This is a genomic window from Cryobacterium sp. Y62 (assembly GCF_002929785.1).
Taxonomy (GTDB): Bacteria; Actinomycetota; Actinomycetes; order Actinomycetales; family Microbacteriaceae; genus Cryobacterium.
The window spans coordinates 22,085-47,805 of the sequence record NZ_PJJK01000105.1 but is presented as its reverse complement, the minus strand read 5'-3'; the positions used below and the strand labels follow the sequence as shown (position 1 = coordinate 47,805).

Genomic DNA, 25,721 nt, shown 5'->3' with positions numbered 1-25,721 from the left:
GTCTCCAGGAGTAGGGGATTACTCGGCTGCGACCCGCTCTGCCTGGGTCAAAACGCTGCGCAGGCTTTCAAAGTACCCCGCCACAGCGTCGCGCTCAATTCTAATCTGCGCCATGCGATCTTCGGCGTCAGCGACCAGAGCCCGCGACCGTGTCGTAGCGTTCTCGACGAGGGCCGAAGCGCTGGTCTGGGCGTCGTGCAGAATGCGGGCGGCAGTCTCATCGGCGAGGTCCTTATTCGCCTTGGCCTCGGCGCGGGCTCCCGTGTCCAGCTGCTCGTTGAGCGCACGCAGTTCGAGCGTGCGCTCGGTGGTTTCGGCGAGCTGCCTGGCGGCATCCGTTTGGAATTTCTGCGCCAGCGCCACCGCTCCCTGGTGAAGGGTGAGGTGCTCCTGCTCTGCCTCGTCGCGGCGGGCTTTCAACTCGACATCGAAGTCGGCTCGGATCTGGTCAATTTCTCGGGCCAGTTGGGCTGCCTCGTGCTGGCCGGTCGTGAGCGTGGCAGCGAGCTCGGTTTGCAGGTCGANTTGGGCTGCCTCGTGCTGGCCGGTCGTGAGCGTGGCAGCGAGCTCGGTTTGCAGGTCGATGCGCGCCTGCTCGGCCTCGGCCTCGGCCTCGAGGCGGGCTTGCTGGTTGTCCCGGGTCAGGTCGGCGCCGGCCTGTTCCACCTCGGCGGCGAGGGTGGCGCGTGCCTGCTCGATCTCGCGATCGGCCGTGGCGCGTTTGCGCTCGAGATCGCGGGCGAGATCGGTCTGCGCCTGCTCGCTCTCGATCTCGGCGACTGCGCGGGCCTGCTCGAGATCGCGGGCCACGTCGATGCGGCCCTGTTCCACCTCGGCGGCGAGCAGGGTGCGCGCCTGCTCGGCCTCGTGGGCGCGGCTCAGGCGGGCTTCTTCCGTGTCGCGCGCGAGATCCACGCGAGCCTGGTCGGTTTCGGCAGCCAGCGTCACGCGAGCCTGGTCCGTCTCCTGCTTCAGGGTCGCGCGCTGCTGGTCGAGTTCCAGTGCTACTTCGGCGCGAATGAGTTCTGTTTCGCGCGTCAGGCCGGCCGCTTCTTCGCGAGCCTCGGTGGCTTCACGCTGCGCGACGACGCGCACCTCGGCGGCTTCGCGATCCGCTTCAGAACGGATGGCTGACACCTCGCGTTTCACCGTGGCCCGGGCCTCGGCCGCCTCGGTGGCGACGGTCCCGCGAATCAGCGAAGCGTCCCGGGCAGCGTCCTGTATGACCAGCGACTGCTCGTCCTGGGTGCGTGCGCGCAAGTCATCCGTTTCAACGCGAGCATCGTCGAGCAGTCGCCGTGCTTTGACGGCGGCGTCGGAAAGGGTTCGTTCGGCCTGCTCAGTGGAAGTCCGTCGCAGCTGCTCGACCTCGTCGCTGGTCGTGGCGCGCAGTTTCTCAGCGTCGATATCGGCCTGGGCGATCACACGGGTGGACTGTTCCTCGGCGACGCGCAGGGTGTTTTCCAGCTTCGTGCCCAGACCGGAGAACGTGGGACTGCCGACCTCTTCGATCTCTGCGGTGAGGTCATCGATGTGCGCGGCCAATCGTTTGACCTCGCGGCTGGCCTCAGCATTTTGGGTATTGGCCTGGATGAGTTGCCGGCGCAGGGATTGGACCGCCTTGGCGACCTCATCTTTGTCATAGCCGCGAAATACCTGGGTGAAATCGGCGTCGTCGTCAGACACTTGTACTCCTTACACATGGGGCCGGGCCCCTCAATGGATCGTGCATTACGGGGCACCCGTCCAATTTTAGTGTGTTGCTGCCCTGCACGGTACGCGCCGACCGCCAAGTGCGCGCGAAAGAGCTATTAGGCTCCTTTCAGGCGAACGGAGTAACGTAGAAAACCGTGTCTGAGGACTTTCAGTCACGTGGGTCAGCCAAAGTGACTGAACAGTACCAACCAGCTCAATTGCTGAAGGGTGATACGTGCGTTTTGTTCTAGCCATCGTGGCATTCGTTCTCGCCGCCGTGATGATCGTGCTCGGCATCGCGCAGCGCACAATTCTGCTTGAACCGGCCTTCACTTCACTGAGCTCGACGGCCGCCGGCGAGACTTTGTACACAGTGATCGACCCGGGCGCCCTCGCGGCCTCCCCGGGGAGCCAGACAATCAACGTGCGCGGCGAGGGAACCATCTTTCTGGCCTACGGTCGCTCCGAAGACGTGGCCGCCTGGATCGGCGATGACGCCTACTCCACGGTGGCGCTGAGTGAGAAAACGGGCGAACTGACCTCCACAGTCACGGCTGCCGTCGAACCCGACACGGACGTCGACAGCTCGGACGAACCGGCTGCAGCGGATGCTGTCGAGCCCCTGATCGTCAGTCCGGCCGGTTCCGACCTGTGGCTCGAGGAGATCAGTGACACGGATTCGTTGACGACCACGCAGACCCTCCCGGAGGGCATTTCGGTGCTCGTTGCTTCGGACGGAATCGAACCGGCGCCGGCGAGCATCCGTTTGTCGTGGGCGTCGGATAATTCCACACCGTGGGCCGGCCCACTGCTCGCCGGCGGCGCACTGCTGCTGCTGTTCGGACTCGTGTCGTACCTGCTGGCTCTGCTGCACCTGCGCCGGTCACGGCGACCGCGCCGCAACGTTCCGCGCGGACCACGCCTGCCGCGCGCCCCCCGACCGAAAGCCATCAAGGCCAGTCAGATCACCTCGCCGCGCCGCGGTATTGCCCGCCGCATAGCAATCCTGCCGATGATCCTGGTGTCCGGTCTCGCCCTGAGCGGATGCTCGGCCGACCTCTGGCCCGATTTCAGCGCGACGACGATGGAAACGGCGACCCCGACCCCGACTCCGGTGTCCACCGACTCGGTCGAAGCGGCCGCCGAGCTGGCACCGCCGGCCGTCACGGTCTCCCAGCTTGAGATCATCATGGGCGAGATTTCGCTCCTGACGGCGGATGCCGACGCGACCCTCAACGCGGACACTCTTGCGACCCGCTTCACCGGCCCCGCGCTGGAACAGCGCCTGGCCAACTATGCGATACGGGCAGTCGACGCGACGGTGCCGCCACTGCTGGCGTTGCCGGGAGCCCCACTCACCTTCACGCTGCCTCAGCAGACGAATTCCTGGCCGCGAGTGGTGATGACTGTGATTCAGAACGAAACGGATGCCGAGATTCCACCAACCGCAATTATTCTGCAGCAAGAATCGCCGCGGGCGAACTATCTCATCGAGTATGCCTTCCAGCTTGAACCCGCTGCGCGGGTACCCGAAGTTGCTCCGGCTCTGATCGGGGCGCCGGCGATCGCCCCCGACAACAAACTTCTGCTGTTGCCGCCGAACGAACTGGCCGCGGTCTACGCCGATGTGCTCCTGCGGGGCGCTGCGAGCCCGTCCGTCGGCTTGTTCGAAGACGAAGTGGATGCCTTCCGTGCCCAGTTTGACGCCAGCCGCGCCGACCGGCAGGCAGCCCTGCCCACCACCGCATCGATCGAATTCGGCACGGCGGCGGGGGACGGCGGCACCATCGCCCTGGCCACCAACGACTCCGGCAGCATCGTGGCGGTCAGCGTCAACGAGACCGAGATCGTCAAACCGATCAACGACGGTGCCACGGTCAGCCCGAGCGGGGCTGCCAGCAAGGCGCTGTCGGGAATCTCATCGTCGGCCAAGGGTATTCTCAACACCTACAGTGACCAGCTGTTGTTCTACGTGCCGACGGCCGGATCGAGCGACAAAATCATCCTCCTGGGCTTTGCCCAAGGCCTCACCAAATCTGCGGAGCTTCCATGACCAACCTGCCCCCGTCCAGTTCCAATTTGCGCGGAGCGGTTGACCTCTCCTCGCTCGTCAACCGTGGCCAGGCTGCAGCGCCTGCTACATCCGGTGCCGCTGCGGGACCAGCGGCCGGTGGCGCTCCGGCCGGTGTCGTGCCGGTGCCGAGCCTCGTGCTCGATGGCACCGACGCGAACTTCGGAGAGCTGCTCGAGTTGTCCTCGCGCGTGCCGGTGATCGTCGGACTTTGGGCCTCCCAAAGCGAACCTTCTACGGCACTGATGAGCGTGCTGGAGAAGCTGATCACCGATCTGGCCGGCCGGTTCGTGCTGGCCCGCGTCGATATTGATGCCAACCCGCAACTCGCGCAGGCATTCCAAGCCCAGTCGGTACCGACGGTCGCCGCCGTCATCACCGGTCAGCCGGTACAGCTGTTCAACGGCCCGTTGGCCGAAGAACAGATCAGCGACGTGCTTAGCCGCGTGCTCGAACTCGCTGCCCAGCAGGGCGTGACCGGCACGGCCGAGGCGCCGGCCGTTGCCGCAGACGGAGAACCGGCCGAGGTGGTTGAAGAGCCCCTGCCGCCGCACCACCTCGAAGCCTACGCCGCGATCGAGGCCGGTGACTATGCCACCGCGCAGAGTGAATACCGCACGGCGCTCGCCCAGAACCCGAATGACACCATGGCCGTCGCCGGCCTTGCTCAGGTCAGCCTGCTGGCCCGCCTACAGGGCAAAACTATTGACCAGATTCGTAACGGTGCAGCATCCGCTCCCGATGATCTCGACGCACAGCTTCTAGTCGCCGACCTCGACTTGTCCGGTGGGCACATCGAGGATGCCTTTGACCGCCTGTTGAGCCTGTTTCCGGCCCAGCTTGCCCCTGGCCGCAACGCCATTCGCGAGCGCATCCTCGAGCTGTTCGAGGTCATCGGCCAAGACGACCCTCGGGTCCCTCCGACTCGCTCCCGTCTGACAGCCCTGCTCTACTGATCGTCTCGCCTGAAGAGGGTTAGCGGCGAAGGCGCAGCCAGAGACCGGCCAGGGGAGGCAGGGTCAGGGTTGCAGAGGCGGGGCGACCGGCCCAGGGCTCGTTGTAGGCCTCGACGTTTCCTTGGTTACCCACCCCGGAGCCGCCGAAGTCGCTGGCATCCGTATTGAGAATCTCTTCCCACGCTCCGGCGAACGGCAGACCGACTCGGTAGCCGGTGTGCGGCTGCCCGGCGAAGTTGAAAAAGCAGGCCACCGGAACGCCGTGGTTGTCCCAGCGCAGAAACGACACGACGTTTTGGCTGGCGGCGCCGGCGTCGAGAATCTCGAACCCACCCGCATCGTTGTCGCGGCTCCACAGGCTCGCGTTGTCGCGGTAGACCCGGTTGAGCTGACCGACCAGGTTGAACAGGCCGCGGTGCGCCGGCTGATCGAGCATCCACCAGTCCAGTGCGCGCTCCTCGCTCCACTCCGAACGCTGTCCGAACTCGCTGCCCATGAACAACAGTTGTTTGCCCGGGTGCGCCCACATGAACGAGAGATAGGCGCGCACGTTCGCAAGCTGCTGCCAGGAATCGCCGGGCATCTTCGAGACCAGGGCGCCCTTACCGTGTACGACCTCGTCGTGGCTGATCGGCAGCAGAAAATTTTCGCTGAACGCATAGATGAACGAGAACGTGATCTCGTTGTGATGATACGACCGGTACATCGGGTCGACCTGCATGTACTCGAGCGAATCGTGCATCCAGCCCATGTTCCACTTGAAGCCGAAACCGAGCCCGCCGCCGCTGGTCGGGGACGTCACCCCTCCCCAGTTGGTGGATTCCTCGGCGATCATGATGGTGCCGGGATTACGCTTGTAGGCGGTCGCGGTGATCTCCTGCAGCAGGCTGATCGCCTCGAGGTTCTCGTTGCCGCCATACTGGTTCGGCTCCCACTGGCCGTCTGCCCGCGAATAGTCGAGGTAGAGCATCGAGGCGACCGCGTCGACGCGCAGGGCATCAATGTGGAATTCCTCGAGCCAGTACAGGGCATTCGCGACGAGGAAGTTGCGCACCTGCAGCTGACCGAAGTCGAAGATGTAGGTGCCCCAGTCCAGCTGTTCACCGCGGCGCGGGTCCGGGTGCTCGTATAGGGCCTGGCCGTCGAAGCGGGCGAGGGCGAAGTCATCCTTCGGAAAGTGGCCGGGCACCCAATCCATGACCACGCCGATGCCGGCCTGGTGCAGCCGGTCGATCAGGTAGCGCAGGTCGTCTGGCGAGCCGAAACGGCTGGTCGGCGCGTAATAGCCGCTGACCTGATAGCCCCACGATCCGCCAAACGGATGCTCAGCCAGGGGCATGAATTCCACATGCGTGAAGCTGAGTTCGTTCAGGTACCCGACCAGCTCGTCGGCGAGTTCCCGGTAACCGAGCCCGGGTCGCCAGGAGCCCACGTGCATCTCATAGATGCTCATCGCCTGGTTGTGCGGATCGTTGGCGCTGCGGTTGGCGAGCCATTCGGCATCCGCCCACTCGTAGTTGGATGCGGTAACGACCGACGCCGTCTGTGGCGGAACTTCGGCGAGGCGGGCCATCGGGTCGGCCTTTTCGACCCAGACGCCGGACTGCGCGAGCAGCTGGAACTTGTAGTTGGTGCCGAGCGCGAGGCCCGGAATGAACAATTCCCACACGCCGGTGCTGCCCATGTTGCGCATGGCGTGGGTGGAGCCGTTCCATCCGTTGAAGTCACCGATGACCCGCGCGGCCTGCGCGTGCGGTGCCCAGACGGCAAACGAGGTACCGGTCGAAGGGGCCGTGACGCCCTGGTGCTGACGGTGGTGTGCCCCGAGAACGTCCCACAGGCGTTCGTGGCGGCCCTCGCCGATCAGATGCAGATCCAGTTCGCCGAGGGTCGGAATGAAACGGTACGGGTCGTCGCAGATCCACGGTGGCGCAGACTTATAGCGGGCCTCGATCGTGTAGTCGCTGAGCCCGACGGTGCTGTCCCCCTGCCAGATGCCGTGCGCAAGGTGAGCCAGCTCAACGTGCGACCCGTTGGCGAGAATCGCAAACACTTCGGTGGCGAGCGGTCGCAGCGCTCGGATGATGACGAGCGGGTCAGACACGCCGGCCGGGTGGGCAAGGTGTTGGCCGAGAATCTCGTGCGGGTTGTAGTACCGGCCGGCGGCGACGGCCTCGAGCACATGCTCGGGGATGGGCGCGGGTTCCATCGGGGCCGAGTTCTTCTGGGCTTTGCTGGGCCCGGATTTCGGGGACTGTGCTTTCTTGCCGTCGATTTTCTTTGCCGGACCCTTCGGGCTTGTGGACTCGTGCTCGTTGTTTTTCTGGTGTTTCTTGTCTTTCTTGTCTTTCTCTTTGTGACCGCTCATGCTGGGTCCCAAGTGTGCGGTGTGACGTGCAGAATATGTACCGGCTCTGTGAACGCGTCGAGTCGCACAAAGTTGTCGGCCGCCCAAGTCCAGGTGGCTCCGGAGACCAGATCGTGCACGTCAAAGCTGTCACCGCGTGCAATACCGAACCGGGTGACGTCCAGGTGCACGATACTTTCGCGCACGGAGTGCGGGTCGACGTTGGCGACGATAATGAGGGCATCCGCTTGGCCGGTGCCGGTGAACGCGGCGTCGAGGTACTTGCTATAGACCAGAATCGAGTCGTCGTCACTGGCATGGATATCGAGGTTACGCAGTTGCGCGAACGCCGGATGCTTCGCCCGAATGCGGTTGAGCAGCGTGAGGTAGGGTGCGAGGGATTTGCCGAGCTCCTCGGCCTTGCTCCAGTCGCGCGGCCGATACTCGTACTTCTCGTTGTCGATATTCTCTTCGGCGCCGGGCCGGGCGACGTTCTCGAAGAGGTCGAAACCCGCGTAGACACCCCAGCTGGGCGCTGCCGTCGCGGCGAGGGCCGCGCGAATCTTGAACGCGGCCGGGCCGCCGAACTGCAGGTATTCGGTAAGAATATCCGGCGTGTTCACGAACAGGTTGGGGCGCAGAAAGTCTGCCGTGTCGGTGGCGAGGCCGTCAAAGAATTCCTCGAGCTCAGTCTTCGTGTTGCGCCAGGTGAAGTAGGTGTACGACTGCTGAAAGCCGACCTTGCCGAGCGCCTGCATGAGCGCCGGGCGGGTGAACGCTTCGGCCAGAAACACCACGTCGGGGTCGGTCGCATTGACCTCCGCGATGAGCCACTCCCAGAAGTCCAGCGGCTTGGTGTGCGGGTTATCGACCCGGAAGATGCGCACGCCAAGGCTGATCCAGTAGCGCAGCAGGCGCAGCGCCTCGAGCCGGATGCCGGCCGGATCGTTGTCGAAATTGATCGGGTAGATGTCCTGATATTTTTTCGGCGGGTTTTCGGCGTAGGCGATGGTGCCGTCGGGCAGGGTCGTGAACCACTCCGGGTGCTCTTGTACCCAGGGATGGTCTGGGGAGGCCTGCAGGGCAAAGTCGAGGGCAATCTCAATGCCGAGGCCGGCCGCCTTTTTCAGAAAGGACGTGAAGTCGGCGATGGTACCGAGATCGGGGTGGATAGCGTCGTGACCGCCGTCGGCCGATCCGATCGCCCAGGGCGATCCAGGATCGCCGGCGGCTACGGTGAGTGAGTTGTTCGGACCCTTACGGAAGGCCTGCCCGATCGGGTGGATCGGCGGCAGGTAGAGCACGTCGAAACCCATCGCCGCGACGGCGGGGAGACGCTTCGCAGCGGTGCGGAACGTTCCGCTCTTCCAACTTCCATCTTTTTGCCGAACGGCGCCCTCCGAGCGCGGGAAGAACTCGTACCACGAACCCACCCCGGCCCTGGCACGTTCGACGATTATGGTGCGTTCGGCCGAGAGCGAAGCCAGCCCGGCGAGGGGGTGGGTGGCGATGGCTTGCCGCAGCGCGGCATCCGCTACCGCGAGTAGTCGTGTGGCGTCCGGTTTGCTGGTGTCGGCGAGGGCGGTCGCTGCAGCCTGAAACAGGCGGCGGGCCGCGAGCGGGCGATTCTGGTCGATGCCGCCCTGCAGCATCAGCGCGCCGCCGATACTGAACATGAGTTCTACGTCGATGCCGGCCGGAACCTTGATCTGCGCGTTGTGTTCCCAGGTGGCGAACTCGTCGGCGTAGGCGCGCACCCGATACCGCCAGTGGCCAGCGACGCCGAGGAGCACCGGCACGCCGTAACGGTCGGTCCCCTCGCCCTGCAGTAGCATGGGATGCCGGGTTTCGCTGCCGTCGGGCGCCGTGAGCTGCAGGTCGACACCGATCAGGTCGTGGCCCTCACGAAAAGCGGTGGCGCCGAACGGTACGACCTCGCCGGCGAAGGCGCGGGCCGGCCACTGATTGTCGTTCAGTTGGGGCGAGAGGTCGAGCACAGGAATGCGACCAACGGCCGCGCGGGACGCAACGCCGGCTGCCTGCGGAGACGCACCGGTCTTGGCGCTGCTCGATGTTATCGGCAGAGTCGTCTTTTTTGCTGCTGTCTTGGCCACAGAACGACCGTAGCGTGAAAGCATGGCAATCATGCCAGTCTCGCCCGCCTCGCGTGCGGGACGCGAACAATCGGCGTTACGTGTTCAACATCTGGCACCCCTAAGGTTGTCCTCGTGAAGGCCATCCGCAAATTTACCGTCCGTGCCGTCCTCCCCGAGCCCCTTGCGGCGCTGGAGGAGCTTGCCGGCAATCTTCGCTGGTCGTGGCACGAGCCCACCCGCCAGCTGTTCGAGCGCATCGCCCCCGAACTTTGGCGCGAGATCGGCACCGACCCGGTTGCCCTGCTCGGCGCGGTCGACCCGCACCGTCTCGACAACCTCGCCCAGGACCACGACTATGTGGCCGAGGTCAACGGCACCAGGGACGCCCTGCGTGACTATCTGGAGCAGCCGCGCTGGTACCAGAGCCTCGAGGGCGAGAAGCCCGCCGCGATCGCCTACTTCTCACCGGAATTCGGCATCGCCGCCGCCCTGCCGCAGTACTCTGGCGGCTTGGGCATTTTAGCCGGCGACCACCTCAAGAGCGCCTCTGACCTCGGCCTACCGCTCGTCGGCGTCGGCCTGTTCTACCGCGCCGGCTACTTCAGCCAGGCCATCTCGCCGGACGGCTGGCAGATGGAAAGCTACCCGCTGCTCGACCCCGATGGACTGCCGCTTTCCGTATTGCGCCGGGCCGACGGCTCCGCCGTACAGGTCTCGCTGGCTCTGCCGGATGACCGCACCCTGCACGCCCGAGTGTGGCAGGCCAAGGTCGGTCGGGTGCGCTTGCTGCTGCTCGATACCGACATTCCCGAAAACGCCGACGACCTGCGCCTGGTCACCGACCGACTCTACGGCGGCGGCGGCGAACACCGCCTGCTGCAGGAACTATTGCTCGGCATCGGGGGCGCGCGCGCCGTCAAACTGTGGAGCTCGCTGCACGGCCTGGCCGAACCCGAGGTGTTCCACACCAATGAGGGCCACGCCGGTTTTCTTGGCCTCGAGCGCATTTCGAGCCTGATCGGCGAGGGCTTGAGCTTTCAGGAAGCCCTGCAGGTGGCCCGCGCCGGAACCGTCTTTACTACCCACACCCCGGTCGCCGCCGGCATCGACCGGTTTGAACGTTCCCTGGTTCGCCGCTATTTCGGCACAGACCTGCTGCCGGGCGTCGATGTGGAGGACCTGCTCGCGCTCGGTGCCGAAAGCTACGCCGGCGGTTCCTCCGACGTGTTCAACATGGCCATCATGGGCCTGCGCCTGGGCCAGCACGCCAACGGCGTGTCGACCCTGCACGGGGAGGTCAGCCGCCGCATGTTCAACGGCCTCTGGCCCGGTTTTGATTCAGCGGATGTCCCAATAACGTCGATCACGAATGGTGTGCACGCTCCAAGCTGGACCGACCCGGCCCTCAAGAGCCTCGCGCTCAACAAACTCGGCACGAGTGACACGTCAACGGCCAACTGGGCCTCCGGCGAGGTTACGGACCAGGATCTTTGGTCGGTGCGCGGTCAAATGCGCCTGCAGTTCGTCGAGGATGCCCGCCGACGCCTGCTGAACGCTTGGCGCGACCAGAATCCGGGGGGCATCTCCCCGGCCTGGATCGGCCGGGTCTTCGACCCGAACGTGCTGACAATCGGATTCGCCCGCCGTGTTCCCACCTACAAGCGCCTGACCCTGATGATGCACGACCCCGAACGCTTGCGTGCCTTGCTGCTGCACCCGGAGCGTCCGATTCAGATCGTAATTGCCGGCAAATCTCACCCCGCCGATGAGGAGGGCAAACGACTGATCCAGAAGATCGTGCAGTTCGCCGCCGACCCGGCGCTTCGCGGCCGCATCGCGTTCCTGCCGGACTACAACATTGCGATGGCCCAGCTGATGTATCCGGGAACGGATGTCTGGCTCAACAATCCGCTCCGCCCGCTCGAAGCCTGCGGCACTAGCGGCATGAAGGCGGCACTGAATGGCGCGCTCAACCTGTCGATCCTCGATGGTTGGTGGCCGGAATACTACGACGGCAAGAACGGCTGGGCGATTCCCTCGGCCGATTCCGCCGGGGACTCCGCCGAACGCGACCGGCTCGAGGCCGAAGCGCTCTACGAGCTGATCGAGCATCAGGTCGCGCCGATGTTCTACGAGCGCAACGCCGACGACGTGCCTGAACGTTGGGTGTCTAACATTCGGCACACGCTTTCCACGCTGTCACCGCAGCTTTCGGCGGACCGGATGGTGAGCGAATACGTGCAGCGGCTGTATCGTCCGGCTGGCCACTTTGAGGCGCTGATGTCGGCCAACAACTACCGGGCCGCCCGCGAACTGGCCGCGTGGAAAGGCAAGATCGTCTTCGCCTGGCCGCAGGTTGCTGTGACTCACGTCGAATCCGGCGGGGTGTCCTCGGTGCCCGAGGTCGGTGACGACCTGCACCTCCGCGCGCACGTACAACTGAATGGGCTTTCCGCCGACGATGTGACCGTCGAGGTCGTCTATGGCAAGAGCCTCGGCACCGACGAACTGCGCGATGTCGCCATGCAGGCGCTGGCTCCGGCTCCGCTGAAGGATGCTCCGGCCGGCGGCGCGACCCTGTTCACCGGAACGGTCGAACTCGACCGGGCCGGAGCCTTCGGCTACACAGTACGGGTCGTGCCGAAGAACTCGTTACTGATCAGCCCTGCCGAGATGGGCTTGGTCGCCGTCGCGAACTAGCGGTTGCGGCCGGCCCGTCGCTTCACGCCGGCGGTCAGGGGCGCGCGGTGGCGCGCGGCACGAATGCGCCGTGCGCGCGCATGAGTTGCATCGAAGCACCCGGCACGAACAGGGGAGCGCTCGGTGCATGCTCGATGACCAAGTCGCGCAGGTCATCGTGACTGGAATCCCAGAGCAATGTGTAGGCATCCACTCCCTCGTGTTTGGGCAGCGTGACGGTCTGATCCTGCTCGCGAGCGTTCACCACGAGCAGGATGCGATTGAAGGCTTCGTGCTCCGGTGTGGACGCCGCCATGTACTGCAGGGTACGTTCAGTGGGCGAGTTCCAGGCGTCACCTTGCAGCGCCTCACCGGCGATGTTGTACCAGTCCAGCTGGCTTGCGCTCGGGGTGGTCTCGCCGAATCGACCGAAGTGCACCGGCCGCAATGCCGGGTTCTCCCGGCGCAGCTGCAACAGCCGTCGGGTGACCCGGTGCAGGTCCTGCTGCCAGTCATCAAAGTCCCAGTTGAGCCAGGTCAGTTCGCTGTCCTGGCAGTAGGCGTTGTTGTTACCGCGCTGGCTGCGACCGAATTCGTCACCGGCGGTGAGCATCGGAATTCCAGCCGACAGCAGCAGCGTGCCGAGCAGATTACGCATGGCCTTGCGCCGGGTCGCCAGAATCGCCACGTCGCGGGTCGGGCCCTCGACGCCGTGGTTGTACGAGCTGTTATTGTCGGTGCCGTCGCGGTTCGACTCGCCGTTGCCGAGGTTGTGCTTGCTGTTGTAGGCGGTCAGGTCAGCGAGCGTGAACCCGTCGTGCGCGGTGATGAAGTTGAGTGAAGCGAGTGGACCGCGCTCCTTGGAGAAGGTGTTTGACGAACCGGCGACGCGGGTCGCGAAGCGTCCGATGCCGCTGCCAGCCGAGCCGGTCCGGCGCAAGCTCTGCATGTCGGATAGCCAGAAGTCGCGCATCCGGTCGCGGTAGCGGTCGTTCCATTCGGTCCAGCCGGGCGGAAAGTTTCCGGTCTGCCAGCCGCCCTGGCCGACATCCCAGGGTTCGGCGATGAGCTTCACTCCGGCCAGGTCGGGGTCGTCACGAATCTGCGCGAGCAGCGGATGCTGTGGGTCGAACACGACGCCGGCGTCACGACCGAGGGTCGCGGCCAGGTCGAAGCGAAAACCGTCGATCTGTACCTCGTTCGCCCAATATCGCAGCGAATCGAGCACGAGCCGCCGGGGCACATCATGGCTGAAGTTGATGGTGTTGCCGCAGCCGGTCACGTCGATGTAGGCGCCGGACTCGTCCTGGCGGTAGTAGGCGGCGTTGTCGATGCCGCGCAGACTCGTCACCGGGCCATTGCGTCCCTCTTCGGCGGTGTGGTTGTAGACCACATCGAGGATGACCTCGAGCCCGGCCTCGTGCAGCAGCTTGACCATGCCCTTGAATTCTCGCAGTACGGCTTCCGGACCGGCCGACTGAGCGGCCTGGGTGGCATAGTCGGCGTGCGGCGAGAAGAAGTTGAGAGTGTTGTAGCCCCAATAGTTGATCAGGCCCTGTTTGATCAGGCGTTGCTCCGACACGAAGGCCTGCACCGGCAACAGTTCGATCGCGGTCACGCCGAGATCTTTCAGGTAATGGATGGTCGATTCATGGGCCAGACCGGCGTAAGTTCCGCGCAGGGCAGCCGGAACGAGCGGGTTGAGCCGGCTGATCCCGCGCACGTGCGCCTCGTAGACGACGGTGTGATCGAGCAGCGTCGCCGGTTTGGTGGCACCGTTCCAGTTGAACGCGTCATCGACGACCGAGGATTGCCACAGCCCGGCACCGACCCGAACCAAGCCGCGGGAATATGGCTCGATCAGGGTTTTCTCCGGGTGAAAAGAGTTATTGGGGTTTGCCGGACCCGACACCCGAATGCCGTAACGCCGTCCCGGCGACAGGGTCCGAGATTTTCCGGACCAGACGCCGTGCAGGTCCTTGGTCATCGGCACACTCTTGATGATCCAGTTGGGGTCGGTGTCGTCGAACAGACAGAGGTCCATGGCGTCGGCGTGTTCGGCCCAGACGCGCAGTTCGCCACCGGCGCTGGTGAGTCGCACGCCGAGATTGCGCAGGGGGTCGGCGGAACTCATGAGTTCAAGAGTAAGCCGTTCGCGCACCGGCATCCGCTCATCTGTAAAATGGTGGAATGGTTGTCTATTTGGATCATGCGGCGACCACGCCCATGCTTCCCGCCGCTATTGCCGCGTACGCCGAAGCGATGGGGGTCGTCGGTAACCCCGCGTCCGTGCACAGCCAGGGCCAGAATGCTAAACGGATGCTCGAAGAATCGCGCGAGATCGTGGCGGCGAGCCTCGTCTGTGACCCGATCGAAGTCGTTTTCACCGGCAGCGGTACCGAGGCGATCAACCTCGGCATCAAGGGATTGTACTGGGCGCGCGCGCCACGCCGGCGCATTTTGGTGCCCGGCGGGGAACACCACGCCACGCTCGATACGGTCGAGTGGCTAGCGCAGCACGAGGACGCCATCGTCGAGTGGATTGCGCTCGACGACCGGGGCCGCATCGACCTCGGCGCGCTCGAGGCCGCCATTGCGCGCGACCCGCTCGATATCGCTCTGGTCAGCGTGATCATGGCTAACAATGAGGTCGGCACCATCGAACCCGTCGCGGAGGTGGCAGCGCTCGCCGCAGCCCATGGCATTCCGGTGCACGTCGACGCGGTCGCGGCCTACGGTTATATACCGGTCGATTTTCGTGCGCTCGCGGCCGCGGGCGTGTCGGCGCTGAGCGTGTCGGCGCACAAAGTCGGCGGCCCGGTGGGTATCGGGGCGCTCGTGCTCGGCCGGGCGACGACCGTCGAACCTCTTATTCACGGTGGTGGCCAGCAGCGCAAGGTGCGTAGCGGCACCCAGGATGTCGCAGCGGCGGTCTCGTTCGCCGTGGCAGCATCCGCTCTCATCGCACACGGCGATGAAAACGCTCGCCTGATGGCGCTGCGCGATCGAGTGATCGCCGGTGTGGCCCTGGTCGCGCCCGGAGCTCAGCTCAACGGTGACTCGACTCACCGGCTGCCCGGCAACGCCCATTTCAGCTTTCCGGGCTGTGAGGGCGACTCGTTGCTGTTCGCCCTCGATGTCGCCGGGGTATCGGTGTCGACCGGATCGGCCTGCCAGGCCGGCGTGCCGGAACCCTCGCACGTGCTGCGGGCGATGGGACGCAGCGAGAGCGAATCCCGCGGGGCGCTGCGCATCACGCTCGGGCACACATCGACCGACGCCGACGTCGACGCACTGCTGGCGGCACTGCCTGCGGCGCACGCCCTGGCGCTCGCCGCGGGTATGGCCGATCGGGTGCCCGGGCACTGACCGTTACGTTTGCAGGGTCAGCACGGGCGCGTACACTCGTTGGGTGAAGGTTTTAGCAGCAATGAGTGGCGGTGTAGATTCCGCCGTCGCAGCCGCGCGCGCGGTCGAGGCAGGGCACGAGGTGGTCGGCGTGCATCTCGCACTGAGCCGCATGCCGGGCACGCTGCGCACCGGCAGCCGCGGCTGTTGCACCGTGGAAGATTCGATGGATGCCCAGCGCGCCGCCAACATCATGGGCATTCCGTACTACGTTTGGGATTTCTCCGAACGGTTTAAGCTCGACGTCGTTGACGACTTCATCGCCGAATACGCGGCTGGCCGCACCCCGAACCCCTGCATGCGCTGCAACGAGAAGATCAAGTTCGCCGCCCTGCTCGAGAAGGCCATGGCCCTCGGCTTCGACGCCGTATGCACCGGCCACTACGCGAGCATTCTGACGGATTCCTACGGCAACAAGCAACTGCACCGCGCGGCCGCATGGGCTAAAGATCAGTCCTACGTGCTTGGCGTGCTCACCGCCGACCAGATCAACCACTCCATGTTTCCGCTCGGCGCCACGCCGACCAAGGCCGAGGTACGGGCCGAAGCCGCTGAGCGCGGCTTCTCGGTGGCCAACAAGCCGGACTCCTACGACATCTGCTTCATTCCTGACGGTGACACCAAGGGCTGGCTCGGCGAACGCGTAGCCCCCGCCACCGGCGACATTCTGGACCGAGAGGGCAATACGCTCGGCCAGCACGACGGCGCCGTCGCGTTCACCGTGGGCCAGCGTAAGGGGCTGTCGATCGGCACCCCGGCCGCCGACGGCAAGCCGCGCTTCGTGCTCGAGGTGCGCCCGATCACCAACACCGTCGTCGTCGGCCCGAAAGAGGCGCTCGCCATCAAGGAGATCGCCGGCAACAAGTACACCTGGGCCGGGCTCGCGCCCGAGCACCCCGAGGTGGAGTTCGCCTGCCACGTGCAGATTCGTGCCCACGCCGACCCAGTGCCGGCTGTTGCTCAAGTCGTGTCCACCACCGCGTTCACCGGAGTAGACGGCACTGTCGAATTGCGCATCATCCCGAACGAGCCGCTCGCCGGCGTCGCCCCCGGGCAGACCGCCGTCGTCTATATCGGAACCCGGGTGCTCGGCCAGTGCACCATCGACCGCACGGTTAGCGCCGTGCCGGTTTTCATTGATTCTGCAAGCACCGCTTCGGCCAGCCCCGTCCCGGTCAATGCCTGAGTCCGTCGCCGACACCACCCCCGACGCGACGCCCCTGGATAGCCTCGTCGTCGCCTCTGCCGAGGCCGCCGACATCACCACCCGCGTGCTTGTCGCCCGTGATGCCTACTACAGGCAGGATGCGGCTGTTTTCTCCGACGCCGACTACGACCTCCTACTGCAGCGCCTTGCCGAACTTGAACGGCTCTACCCCGAGCTGCAAAGCCAGGACAGCCCAACCCAGACGGTCGGCGGGCGCGCTGAAACGACCCTGTTCGATCCGGTCACCCATGCCGAACGGATGCTCAGCCTCGACAACGTCTTCTCGATCGAAGAATTCGAGACCTGGGCTCGCAAGGCCGCGGAGAATTCCGGCCGCGCCGTGCACTACCTGTGCGAGCTCAAGATCGACGGTCTCGCGATCAACCTGCGCTACGCCAACGGGGTGCTCGTCTCGGCGGCCACCCGCGGCGACGGGGTCGTCGGCGAAGACGTCACCGAGAACATCGATCTGGTTCCCGGCATCCCGAGTCGGCTGGCCGGCACCGGGCATCCGTTGTTGATGGAGGTGCGTGGCGAAGTCTTCTTTCCTGTGGCGGCGTTCGACGAACTCAACGCCGCGCAATCCGCTGCGGGAGAGCGGGTGTTCGCGAACGCCCGCAACGCAGCGGCTGGGTCGCTGCGACAGAAGGCCGCTGGCAAGAACACCGACCAGCTGCGCCTCATGAAGGCGCGTCTGGGGCGGCTGCGCATGCTGGTTCACGGCATCGGCGCTTGGGAGAATCCGCCCGTGCAGACCCAGTCTGAGGTCTACGGCCTGCTCGAGGGTTGGGGGCTGCCGACCAGCAGTTACTTTCGCGTGGTTCCGTCGGTCGCCGAGGCGGCTGAATTCATCGAGTACTACGGAGCACACCGCGGCAGCGTTGTACACGAACTCGACGGCATCGTGGTCAAGATCGACGAGCTCGCCCTGCACGCCGAGCTTGGCGCCACCAACCGGGCGCCGCGCTGGGCCATCGCCTACAAGTACCCGCCGGAGCAGGTCAACACGAAACTGCTCGACATCGTCGTGAGTGTTGGCCGCACCGGGCGTGCCACCCCGTTTGCAGTAATGCAAAAAGTGCTCGTGGCCGGTTCCGAGGTGCGCCAGGCAACCCTGCACAATCAAGACGTTGTCAAAGCCAAGGGCGTGCTGATCGGCGACATCATCGTGCTTCGCAAGGCCGGTGACGTGATTCCCGAGGTGCTCGGGCCGGTCGTCGAGCTGCGCGACGGCACCGAACGCGAATTCGTCATGCCGCTGAACTGCCCGGAGTGTGGCACGCCGCTCGCCCCGGCCAAAGAGGGCGACATCGACCTGCGCTGCCCGAACGCCCGCAGCTGCCCCGCGCAGGTTCGTGGGCGGGTAGAGCACATCGGCAGCCGAGGCGGCCTCGATATCGAGGTGCTCGGCGAGGTCGCGGCCTCCGCGCTCACCCAACCGACCGTGCCGGCCGACCCGCCGTTGTCGACCGAGGCTGGCCTGTTCGACCTCGAACTCGCCGACCTGCTGCCGATCCAGGTGCTCGTGCGCGACGCCGAAACGGGCTTACCTAAGGAAGACGACGGGGTTGCGAAAATTCGTATGCCGTTCTGTCGCAATCCGAATCCCGCCGAGAAGAAGCAGGGTCTGACCGGTCTTCAGCCGTCGTCGAACGCACTTAAACTGCTGGTCGAGATTGAGAAAGCCAAGACGAAGCCGTTATGGCGCATTTTGGTGAGCCTGAACATCCGTCATGTCGGCCCGGTCGCCGCTCGTGCACTGGCCAACCACTTCGGTTCGCTCGATGCCATTCGTGCCGCGACCCGCGAAGAACTCGCCGGGGTCGACGGGGTCGGCAGTATTATCGCTGACGCCGTGCTCGACTGGTTCCAGGTGGATTGGCACGTCGATATCGTGACCCAGTGGGCCGCGGCCGGTGTGCAGTTTGCCACGCCGGGCCACGCCGGTCCAGGCGCGGCCGAGACCGCTGGGGGAGTGCTCGCCGGGCTGACCGTGGTCGCCACCGGATCGCTTGAGGGTTTCACTCGGGAGGGCGCGCAGGAAGCGATCATCGCCGCCGGCGGTAAGAGCGCGTCGAGCGTGTCGAAGAACACGGATTTTGTCGCCGCCGGGCCGGGCGCAGGATCCAAGCTCGGTAAGGCCGAAACCCTCGGCATCCGCATTCTCGACGCCGACGAGTTTCGCACCTTGCTCGCGGGAGGGCCGGACGGGTTGGCGCCCGCGTCCTCCCCGGTATCCACATAGGCGGTCGCACAGGCCCCTGGGGTCCCCGTAGAATATGAGCGGTCGCCCACCGGGCTGCCGGTGTTTCTCCGAGTGGGCGACCAGAGCCTGACGAACTTGAGTTCACGCCCTCGACGGTCGAGTCCGAGCGATGATCGCACCTTGGCGAGGCCGTTCAATAGTGGTCTATTCGGGCTTGAGGATGACTTTGGTCCATCCATTGTTACGGTCCCCGAAGTTCTTGTAGGCATTGGGGGCTTCGCTGAGCGGGATCTCGTGCGAAACGATCCAGGATGGCTTGGCCTTGCCCCCGGCAATCAGCTCACGCAATTGCCGATTGTATTTTTTCACCGGACATTGGCCGCTGCCCATGCTCTGGCCTTTGAGCCACTGCAGACCGTAGTCAATGGCAATCTTGCCCCGCTTGGCGTTCTCGTCGAAGCCGCCGGGATCTGCCGGCAGGAAGACGCCGACAACGCCGATGCCCCCGGTGATGCGCACGGACTGAATCAGCCGGTTCAGAGTCATAGCGGGATCTTCGGTGCCTTGTGGGTCGTGGGACTGATAGCCCACGCATTCACAACCCCGGTCCGCGCCGATACCCTTGGTCTGGTCCAAAACGAACTGAACCGGGTCCGTCTTTGAGTCATCAACGGCGATTGCGCCGATCTGTTCGGCCAGAGCCAGCCGGTCTGGGCGTCGGTCCACGACCCAGACTTTACTGGCACCCTTGATTGTCGCAGACAGGGCAGCCATCAGCCCGACCGGACCCGCACCGTAAATCGCGACTGTGTCCCCGGGGATAACGCCGGCCATCTCTGTAGCGTGGTAGCCGGTAGGAAAGATGTCCGAGAGCATGACGTAATCGTTTTGCTTTTCTATTGCGTCTTCACCCAGGCGCAGGCAGTTGTTGTCGCCATAGGGCACGCGCAGCATTTGGGCCTGCCCGCCGGGGTACGGACCCATTCCGGCGAAGCCGTAGGCGGCGCCTGCACCGATCGGGTCCGGTTGAGTGGTCATGCAATAGTTGGTGAAACCGCGTTCGCAATTCTTGCAAAAACCGCAGGAAATATTGAACGGCAGTACGACGTGCTCGCCGACTTTGACCGCATCGACTCCGTTACCGACCTCGATGACCTCGCCCATGTTCTCGTGGCCAAACGTGCGTCCAACCGCGAAATCGGTGCGTCCCTCATACATGTGCAAATCTGAACCGCAAATATTTGTCGCCGTAATGCGTACGAGAACATCAGTGGGACGTTCGATCTTGGCATCTGGAACTTCTTCAACATTGACCTCATTGGGGCCCTTGTAAACGACTGCTTTCATTTTTTCACTCCCTGAATTTTTGACCGTGTATGACGGAAGGTCCGTCTTCACTTTCGGAGGTATTGAATGGATGAATATCCGACAGCCTTAAGCTGTGCAGAAAATGAGCATGTCTCATTAATATCACGATCGGACGTGACCTGCCACTGTGCATCTCGTGGGAAGCCGGCAGGGCGGTGACGAAATTTAGAGAACTCCGCCTGGCCAGAGTGCACTTCAAGAAAGAGTGGACGGCGTCACAGAATATCGAGTGGTTGCTTGCTGCGGGGCGCCGGAAATGCGTTATCCAGAGACAGACAATCCTCGGAATCGAGGACTACCGCGCCCGCGCCGACATTCTGCTGCACGTGCTCGAGCGATGATGCCTTGGGGATCGCGATGACACCCGGTTGCCGGATGACCCAGGCGAGCGCGATCTGGGCACCAGTCACGCCGTGGCGCTCTCCGATTTCGGCCAGTAGTGGATGCGCAAGCAGGGTCGGTCCCTGACCGAGTGGCGAATAGGCCATGAGTGGCATGCCCCGGTGTTGTTGCCAAGGCAGGAGGTCGAACTCGATGCCCCGACTGCCGAGGTTGTAGAGCACCTGATTGGTGGCGCATCCGCCTGGTGCTCGCTCCAGGTCATCTTGGTCGAAATTCGATAAACCCCAGCTTCGTATCTTGCCCGCTGCACGGAGGTGTTCGAACCCGTCAACGGTCTCGGACAGTGGAAAACTGCCGGACCAATGCAGTAAATAGACATCGAGCCGATCGGTTTCGAGCCGGCGGAGGCTGCGCTCGCACGCCGCGACGACGCCGCTGCGACTCGCGTTATGTGGGTAGACCTTGCTGACCAAGACGACCTCATCGCGTTGGCCTCGGATGACCTCGCCGACCAGTTCTTCCGAGGCACCATCGCCATACATTTCGGCGGTGTCGATCACGGTCAGGCCGGCGTCGATCCCCGCCCGCAGGGCTGACACCTCGCTCTTTCGTTTTGCGGCGTCCTCACCGAGATGCCAGGTTCCCTGGCCGATGACGGGCACCCGAACGCCGTTGAAGAAGTCGGTTTCGCGCATGCAGTTCCTTCCCGAGTGTGCATTTCCAGACGGTCTGGCTTACGTATTCAGAATGCTGAGAACGATCTTGCCGAGGTGCGAGTTCGCGGCCATGAGATCTTGCGCCTGTTGGACTTCGGTCCAGGGCAGGATCCGATCGATCAAAGGGCGTAGTGCTTCGAAAGCCGGGTCGACCTCGGAGCGCAGCGCGGCGACGATGGCGGTTTTTTCGGCAGCGTCACGGGTGCGAAAGGTGACCCCGATGATGCTCAGTCGTTTAAAAGCCAGTGCTTCCAGATCAAGATCACCATGGGCACCGCCGAGGCGCCCCACACCGACCAGGCGTCCCAGGAGTGCTGCGCAGCGAATATTGTCCGCAAGATACGGACCGCCAACGTGGTCGATGATGACGTTGACCCCGCGGCCATCCGTCAGTTCCAAAACCCGATCTGCGAAACCGGCCTCACCGACCTCGACCACGTGATCGGCACCCTGAGAACGGAGCAGGTCCGTTGCCCGGTCCGTGCGAACGGTAGCAATGATCAGTCCAGCGCCCAGGTACTTTGCCAGCTGGACGCACTGAAGCCCCACCGACGAGGCAGCTGCATGAACGAGCACCGTTTCGCCCGGCTCAAGGCCACCCGCAGTGCGAAGTGCATTGTGCTCGGTCATCAATCCGAGGATGGCAGCAGCACCCTCCGCGTAGGTCCACGCCGGCGGAATCGGTACAACCAGCGCCGCGTCGACAACGACTTCCTCGCTCAAACCTCCACTGACGGTAGTCATGATGCGGTCCCCGACGTGAACGCCCTTCACCTCGCTTCCCACACTGACGACGTCGCCCGCGGCATCCAGCCCCACAACGACCGGAGCGCTGCCTGCGCTGATCGGCTGGTGGGTTCCCGCGCGCTGGCCCAGGTCGGCACGGTTCACCGACGCAGTCCGCACACGGATCTTCACCTGACGCGGGCTCGGTTCAGGGCTCGGGAGATCCCGCATCGAAAGCACGGATCCGCCCGGGTTCTGCTCAACAACAAAGGCTCTCATATCTGCCAGTGTGCTACGAAACGGTTACTGCCCGCTGAAATTTTGGCTTCGTGGAGGGTTCTTTTTCGTCGTCGGCGATACCGAAGGTCACTCGATCAACGCGAAAGCGGGCCACCCGGTGTCGGTTCCGGTACCGGGCAGCGGACACGGACTACACCAGAGGCGCGGGTGCGCACCTGGTGCGGTTGGCGGATCGGGCGTGCGGCGCCTGGCGAATAGGATTGGAGTATCCACCCCAATGCGTATCGGAGCACCATGTCTGAAATCACGGCCGAGCAGGTTGCCCATTTGGCATACCTCGCTCGGATCGACCTCAGCCCCCTCGAGATCACCAGTCTCACCCGTGACCTCGGCCAGATCGTCGACTCGATTGCCAAAGTGTCTGAGGTTGCCACAGCCGATACACCGGCCACGAGCCACCCGATGCCGCTGACCAACGTGTTCCGCGAAGACGTCGTCGTGCCCTCGCTGACGGTTGAGCAGGCTCTGTCCGGTGCCCCCGATCGCGCGGGGGACAAATTCCGCGTGCCCGCTATCCTGGACGAGGAGTAAGTATGCCCTATCTCACCAAGCTCTCCGCCGCTGCGCTGAGTGAACTGTTGGTCAGCAAGCAGGTCAGCGCCGTCGAAGCGACCCGCGCCCACCTTGACCACATCACGGCGGTCGACACCGACCTTCATGCTTTTCTGCACGTCGCCGGCGACGCCGCCCTCAACAACGCCGCGAAGATCGATGCCCGCCGGGCTGCGGATGAACCGCTGCACCCGCTCGCTGGTGTTCCGATCGCGATCAAAGACGTGCTCGCCACCCAGGACATGCCGACCACCGCGGGGTCCAGAATTCTGGAAGGCTGGGTGCCGCCGTACGATGCGACCGTCGTCGCCCGACTGCGTGCGGCCGGGCTGATTCTGCTCGGCAAGACCAACATGGACGAATTCGCCATGGGGTCCTCCACCGAGCACTCCGCTTATGGCGTCACCCGCAACCCCTGGGACCGCGACCGCATCCCCGGTGGCTCCGGCGGAGGCTCGGCCGCGGCCGTCGCGTCCTACCAGGCGCCGCTCGCCCTCGGCAGTGATACCGGCGGGTCCATTCGTCAGCCCGCCGCCGTCACCGGCTCGGTCGGCGTCAAGCCCACCTACGGTGGGGTCTCCCGCTACGGTGCCATCGCTCTCGCCTCGAGCCTCGACCAGGTCGGCCCGGTCTCCCGGTCTGTCTATGACGCCGCCCTGCTGCACGACGTCATCGGCGGACACGACCCGCTCGACTCCACCTCACTGACCGACAGCTGGCCATCGATGGCGGCCGCCGCCCGCGAAGGACTGCAGGACGGTGCCCTCAAGGGCGTGCGTGTCGGCGTCATCAAAGAGCTCTCGGGCGACGGCTTCCAGGCCGGCGTCACCCAGCGGTTCAACGAGACCCTCGCGCTGCTCGCCGCCGCCGGCGCCGAGATCACCGAGGTGTCCGCCCCGAACTTCGAGTACGCCGTCGCGGCCTACTACTTGATTCTGCCGGCCGAGGCGTCGAGCAACCTGGCCCGCTTCGACTCGGTGCGCTTCGGTATCCGGGTCAACCCGAAGAACGGCTCGCTCACCAGTGAGCACGTGATGAGCGCCACCCGCGAGGCCGGTTTCGGTGCAGAGGTCAAGCGCCGCATCATCCTTGGCACCTACGCCCTGAGTGCCGGCTACTACGACGCCTACTACGGCAGCGCGCAGAAGGTGCGCACGCTGATCCAGCGTGATTTTGCGGCCGCATTCAGTCAGGTCGACGTACTCATGTCGCCGAGTGCCCCGACCACCGCCTTCAAGTTCGGCGAGAAGCTCGCCGACCCGATGGCCATGTACCTCAACGACGTGACCACCATCCCGGCAAACCTTGCCGGAGTGCCCGGAATGAGTATCCCGATCGGACTGGCGCCGGAAGACGGTCTCCCCGTCGGCCTGCAGATCATGGCGCCTGCTAAAGCGGATGCCCGCCTCTATACCGTCGGTGCCGCCATCGAGCAGCTGCTCGAAACCAGCTGGGGACACACCATGCTCAGCCAGGCCCCAGCCCTGACCCCGACCGAAATGTTTGCCAGTGAAGAGGGAGCCGTCTGATGCCCAACGCAGAAAAGAAGAACCGGGCCGAATTGATGGACTTTGACCGCGCACTCGAACTGTTCGAGCCGGTGCTCGGCTTCGAGGTGCACGTCGAACTCAACACCAAGACCAAAATGTTCTGCGGCTGCGCCAACGAGTTCGGCTCCGGCGCCAACACGAACACCTGCCCGACCTGCCTCGGTCTGCCAGGCGGACTGCCGCAGGTGAACAAGAAGGCACTGGAATCCAGCATCCGCTTGGGGCTGGCGTTGGGTTGTGAGATCGCGGAGCACTCGCGATTCGCCCGCAAGAACTACTTCTACCCCGACACGGCGAAGAACTTTCAAACCAGCCAGTACGACGACCCGATCTGCCACGACGGATCGATCACGATCGAACTCGAAAGCGGCCGCCTGGTCACTGTCGAGATCGAACGCGCCCACATGGAAGACGATGCCGGCAAGCTCACCCACATGGGTGGCGCCACTGGACGCATCCAGGGCGCCGACTACTCACTCGTGGACTACAACCGCGGCGGCGTGCCGCTGGTCGAGATTGTCACCCAGATGATCGAGGGCGCCGAACACGACGCTCCCGAGATCGGCAAGACCTACGTCGCGGCTATTCGCGAGATCGCCAAGGCGCTCGGCGTCTCCAACGCCCGGATGGAAGAGGGCAACGTGCGCTGCGACGCCAACGTCTCCCTGCGCCCGCGCGGGTCGAACGTGCTCGGCACCCGCACCGAGACCAAGAACGTCAACTCGCTGCGCTCGGTCGAACGCGCCGTGCGCTACGAGATCCAGCGTCAGGCGGCCGTGTTGTCCGGCGGCGGCACCATCACGCAGGAGACTCGGCACTGGCACGAAGACACCGGCATCACCAGCGCCGGTCGGCCTAAGAGCGACGCCGATGACTACCGCTACTTTCCGGAGCCCGACCTGCTGCCCATGGCGCCGTCGCGCGAATGGGTCGAAGAGCTGCGGCTCACCCTGCCGGAGCCGCCCGCCGCCCGCCGCAAGCACCTGCAAGCCGCGTGGGGGTTTGTGAACCTCGAGTTTCAGGACGTCGTGAACTCAGACCTTCTCGACGCGGTCGAGGCGACGGTCGCGGCCGGGGCCTCCGCTCAGGCTGCGCGCAAGTGGTGGACTGGTGAAATCGCCCGCCTCGCCAATGTGGCCGGGGTCGCGGCCGACTCGCTCGTCACTCCGGTGCAGCTCGCCGCGCTGATCCAGCTGGTCGAAGCCGGTACCCTCACCGACCGCCTGGCCCGCCAGGTGCTAGAGGGCGTCATCGCCGGCGAAGGCACCCCTGTCGAGGTCGTCGAGAGCCGCGGCCTGGCCGTGGTCTCCGACGATGGCCCCCTCATCGCCGCCATCGATGCCGCGCTGCTCGGCCAGCCCGACGTGCTCGCCAAGATTCGGGGCGGCAAGCCGCAGGCCGCTGGCGCAGTGATCGGCGCGGTCATGAAGGCCATGCACGGGCAAGCGGATGCTGCGCGCGTGCGCGTACTCGTGCTCGAACGCGCCCAGGCGATCGAGTAA

At 64.7% G+C, this 25,721-nt stretch carries 16 protein-coding genes; 9 read left to right on the top strand and 7 right to left on the bottom strand.

Translation table 11 applies throughout. The annotated features are described in order from the left end of the window. Positions 1-18 precede the first annotated feature (18 nt). On the bottom strand, positions 19-1,686 hold the full coding sequence (locus tag CXY71_RS09585; RefSeq protein ID WP_104135408.1) for a hypothetical protein: 1,668 nt from the start codon (positions 1,684-1,686) through the stop codon (positions 19-21). A gap of 244 nt (positions 1,687-1,930) precedes the next feature. Here CXY71_RS09585 and CXY71_RS09580 point away from each other — a divergent pair, with 244 nt between their 5' ends. After that, on the top strand, positions 1,931-3,748 hold the full coding sequence (locus tag CXY71_RS09580) for a hypothetical protein (protein WP_104135407.1): 1,818 nt from the start codon (positions 1,931-1,933) through the stop codon (positions 3,746-3,748). Next, entirely contained in the window at positions 3,745-4,722 is a 978-nt protein-coding gene (locus tag CXY71_RS09575; protein WP_104135406.1) for a tetratricopeptide repeat protein, read from the top strand. Before CXY71_RS09580 ends, CXY71_RS09575 begins: the two co-directional genes overlap by 4 nt. 19 nt (positions 4,723-4,741) lie before the next feature. Here the strand turns inward: CXY71_RS09575 and glgB are convergent, their stop codons facing one another. Beyond that, positions 4,742-7,090 carry a 1,4-alpha-glucan branching protein GlgB gene (glgB, locus tag CXY71_RS09570; protein WP_199184266.1) on the bottom strand — a complete coding sequence of 783 codons (2,349 nt, stop codon included), beginning with the start codon at positions 7,088-7,090 and terminating at the stop codon, positions 4,742-4,744. Then, positions 7,087-9,183 carry an alpha-1,4-glucan--maltose-1-phosphate maltosyltransferase gene (locus tag CXY71_RS09565; protein WP_255411389.1) on the bottom strand — a complete coding sequence of 699 codons (2,097 nt, stop codon included), beginning with the start codon at positions 9,181-9,183 and terminating at the stop codon, positions 7,087-7,089. Before CXY71_RS09565 ends, glgB begins: the two co-directional genes overlap by 4 nt. A 114-nt stretch (positions 9,184-9,297) precedes the next feature. Between CXY71_RS09565 and glgP the strand changes: the two genes are divergently transcribed. After that, positions 9,298-11,865, top strand: a complete 2,568-nt coding sequence (gene glgP, locus CXY71_RS09560; RefSeq protein ID WP_104135405.1) for an alpha-glucan family phosphorylase — start codon at positions 9,298-9,300, stop codon at positions 11,863-11,865. A gap of 34 nt (positions 11,866-11,899) precedes the next feature. On the opposite strand, the gene glgX is transcribed toward glgP, so the two are convergent. Beyond that, the gene (gene glgX / locus CXY71_RS09555) at positions 11,900-13,978 is read right to left on the bottom strand and encodes a glycogen debranching protein GlgX (protein WP_104135442.1); all 2,079 of its coding nucleotides are present in this window, start codon (positions 13,976-13,978) and stop codon (positions 11,900-11,902) included. 56 nt (positions 13,979-14,034) lie between these two features. On the opposite strand from glgX, the gene CXY71_RS09550 reads away from it, so the two are divergent. The 3 genes from CXY71_RS09550 to ligA are packed head-to-tail and all read left to right on the top strand — an operon-like array spanning position 14,035 to position 18,704. After that, the gene (locus CXY71_RS09550) at positions 14,035-15,213 is read left to right on the top strand and encodes a cysteine desulfurase family protein (protein WP_104135404.1); all 1,179 of its coding nucleotides are present in this window, start codon (positions 14,035-14,037) and stop codon (positions 15,211-15,213) included. A gap of 43 nt (positions 15,214-15,256) precedes the next feature. After that, positions 15,257-16,438, top strand: a complete 1,182-nt coding sequence (gene mnmA / locus CXY71_RS09545; protein WP_255411390.1) for a tRNA 2-thiouridine(34) synthase MnmA — start codon at positions 15,257-15,259, stop codon at positions 16,436-16,438. Continuing rightward, on the top strand, positions 16,431-18,704 hold the full coding sequence (gene ligA, locus CXY71_RS09540; protein ID WP_104135402.1) for an NAD-dependent DNA ligase LigA: 2,274 nt from the start codon (positions 16,431-16,433) through the stop codon (positions 18,702-18,704). The genes mnmA and ligA overlap by 8 nt, the downstream gene beginning before the upstream one ends. Positions 18,705-18,869: 165 nt before the next feature. Here the strand turns inward: ligA and CXY71_RS09535 are convergent, their stop codons facing one another. The 3 genes from CXY71_RS09535 to CXY71_RS09525 all read right to left on the bottom strand — a co-directional run bounded on the left by CXY71_RS09535 (position 18,870) and on the right by CXY71_RS09525 (position 22,096). Next, positions 18,870-20,012 (bottom strand): glutathione-independent formaldehyde dehydrogenase, encoded by a 1,143-nt coding sequence (locus tag CXY71_RS09535; RefSeq protein ID WP_104135401.1) that lies wholly within the window; start codon positions 20,010-20,012, stop codon positions 18,870-18,872. A 236-nt stretch (positions 20,013-20,248) separates the two neighbouring features. Then, entirely contained in the window at positions 20,249-21,070 is an 822-nt protein-coding gene (locus CXY71_RS09530) for an aldo/keto reductase (RefSeq protein WP_104135400.1), read from the bottom strand. Between the two features lie 39 nt (positions 21,071-21,109). Further along, on the bottom strand, positions 21,110-22,096 hold the full coding sequence (locus tag CXY71_RS09525) for a zinc-binding dehydrogenase (protein WP_104135399.1): 987 nt from the start codon (positions 22,094-22,096) through the stop codon (positions 21,110-21,112). Between the two features lie 255 nt (positions 22,097-22,351). Here CXY71_RS09525 and gatC point away from each other — a divergent pair, with 255 nt between their 5' ends. Genes gatC through gatB form a run of 3 tightly spaced genes read left to right on the top strand, consistent with a single transcriptional unit; the run spans position 22,352 to position 25,721 of the window. Further along, positions 22,352-22,648: an Asp-tRNA(Asn)/Glu-tRNA(Gln) amidotransferase subunit GatC gene (gene gatC, locus CXY71_RS09520; protein ID WP_104135398.1), complete on the top strand. Its 297-nt coding sequence runs from the start codon at positions 22,352-22,354 to the stop codon at positions 22,646-22,648. A gap of 2 nt (positions 22,649-22,650) precedes the next feature. Beyond that, positions 22,651-24,198, top strand: coding sequence for an Asp-tRNA(Asn)/Glu-tRNA(Gln) amidotransferase subunit GatA (gatA, locus tag CXY71_RS09515; protein WP_104135397.1), 1,548 nt, complete (start codon positions 22,651-22,653; stop codon positions 24,196-24,198). After that, the gene (gatB, locus tag CXY71_RS09510) at positions 24,198-25,721 is read left to right on the top strand and encodes an Asp-tRNA(Asn)/Glu-tRNA(Gln) amidotransferase subunit GatB (RefSeq protein ID WP_104135396.1); all 1,524 of its coding nucleotides are present in this window, start codon (positions 24,198-24,200) and stop codon (positions 25,719-25,721) included. The genes gatA and gatB overlap by 1 nt, the downstream gene beginning before the upstream one ends.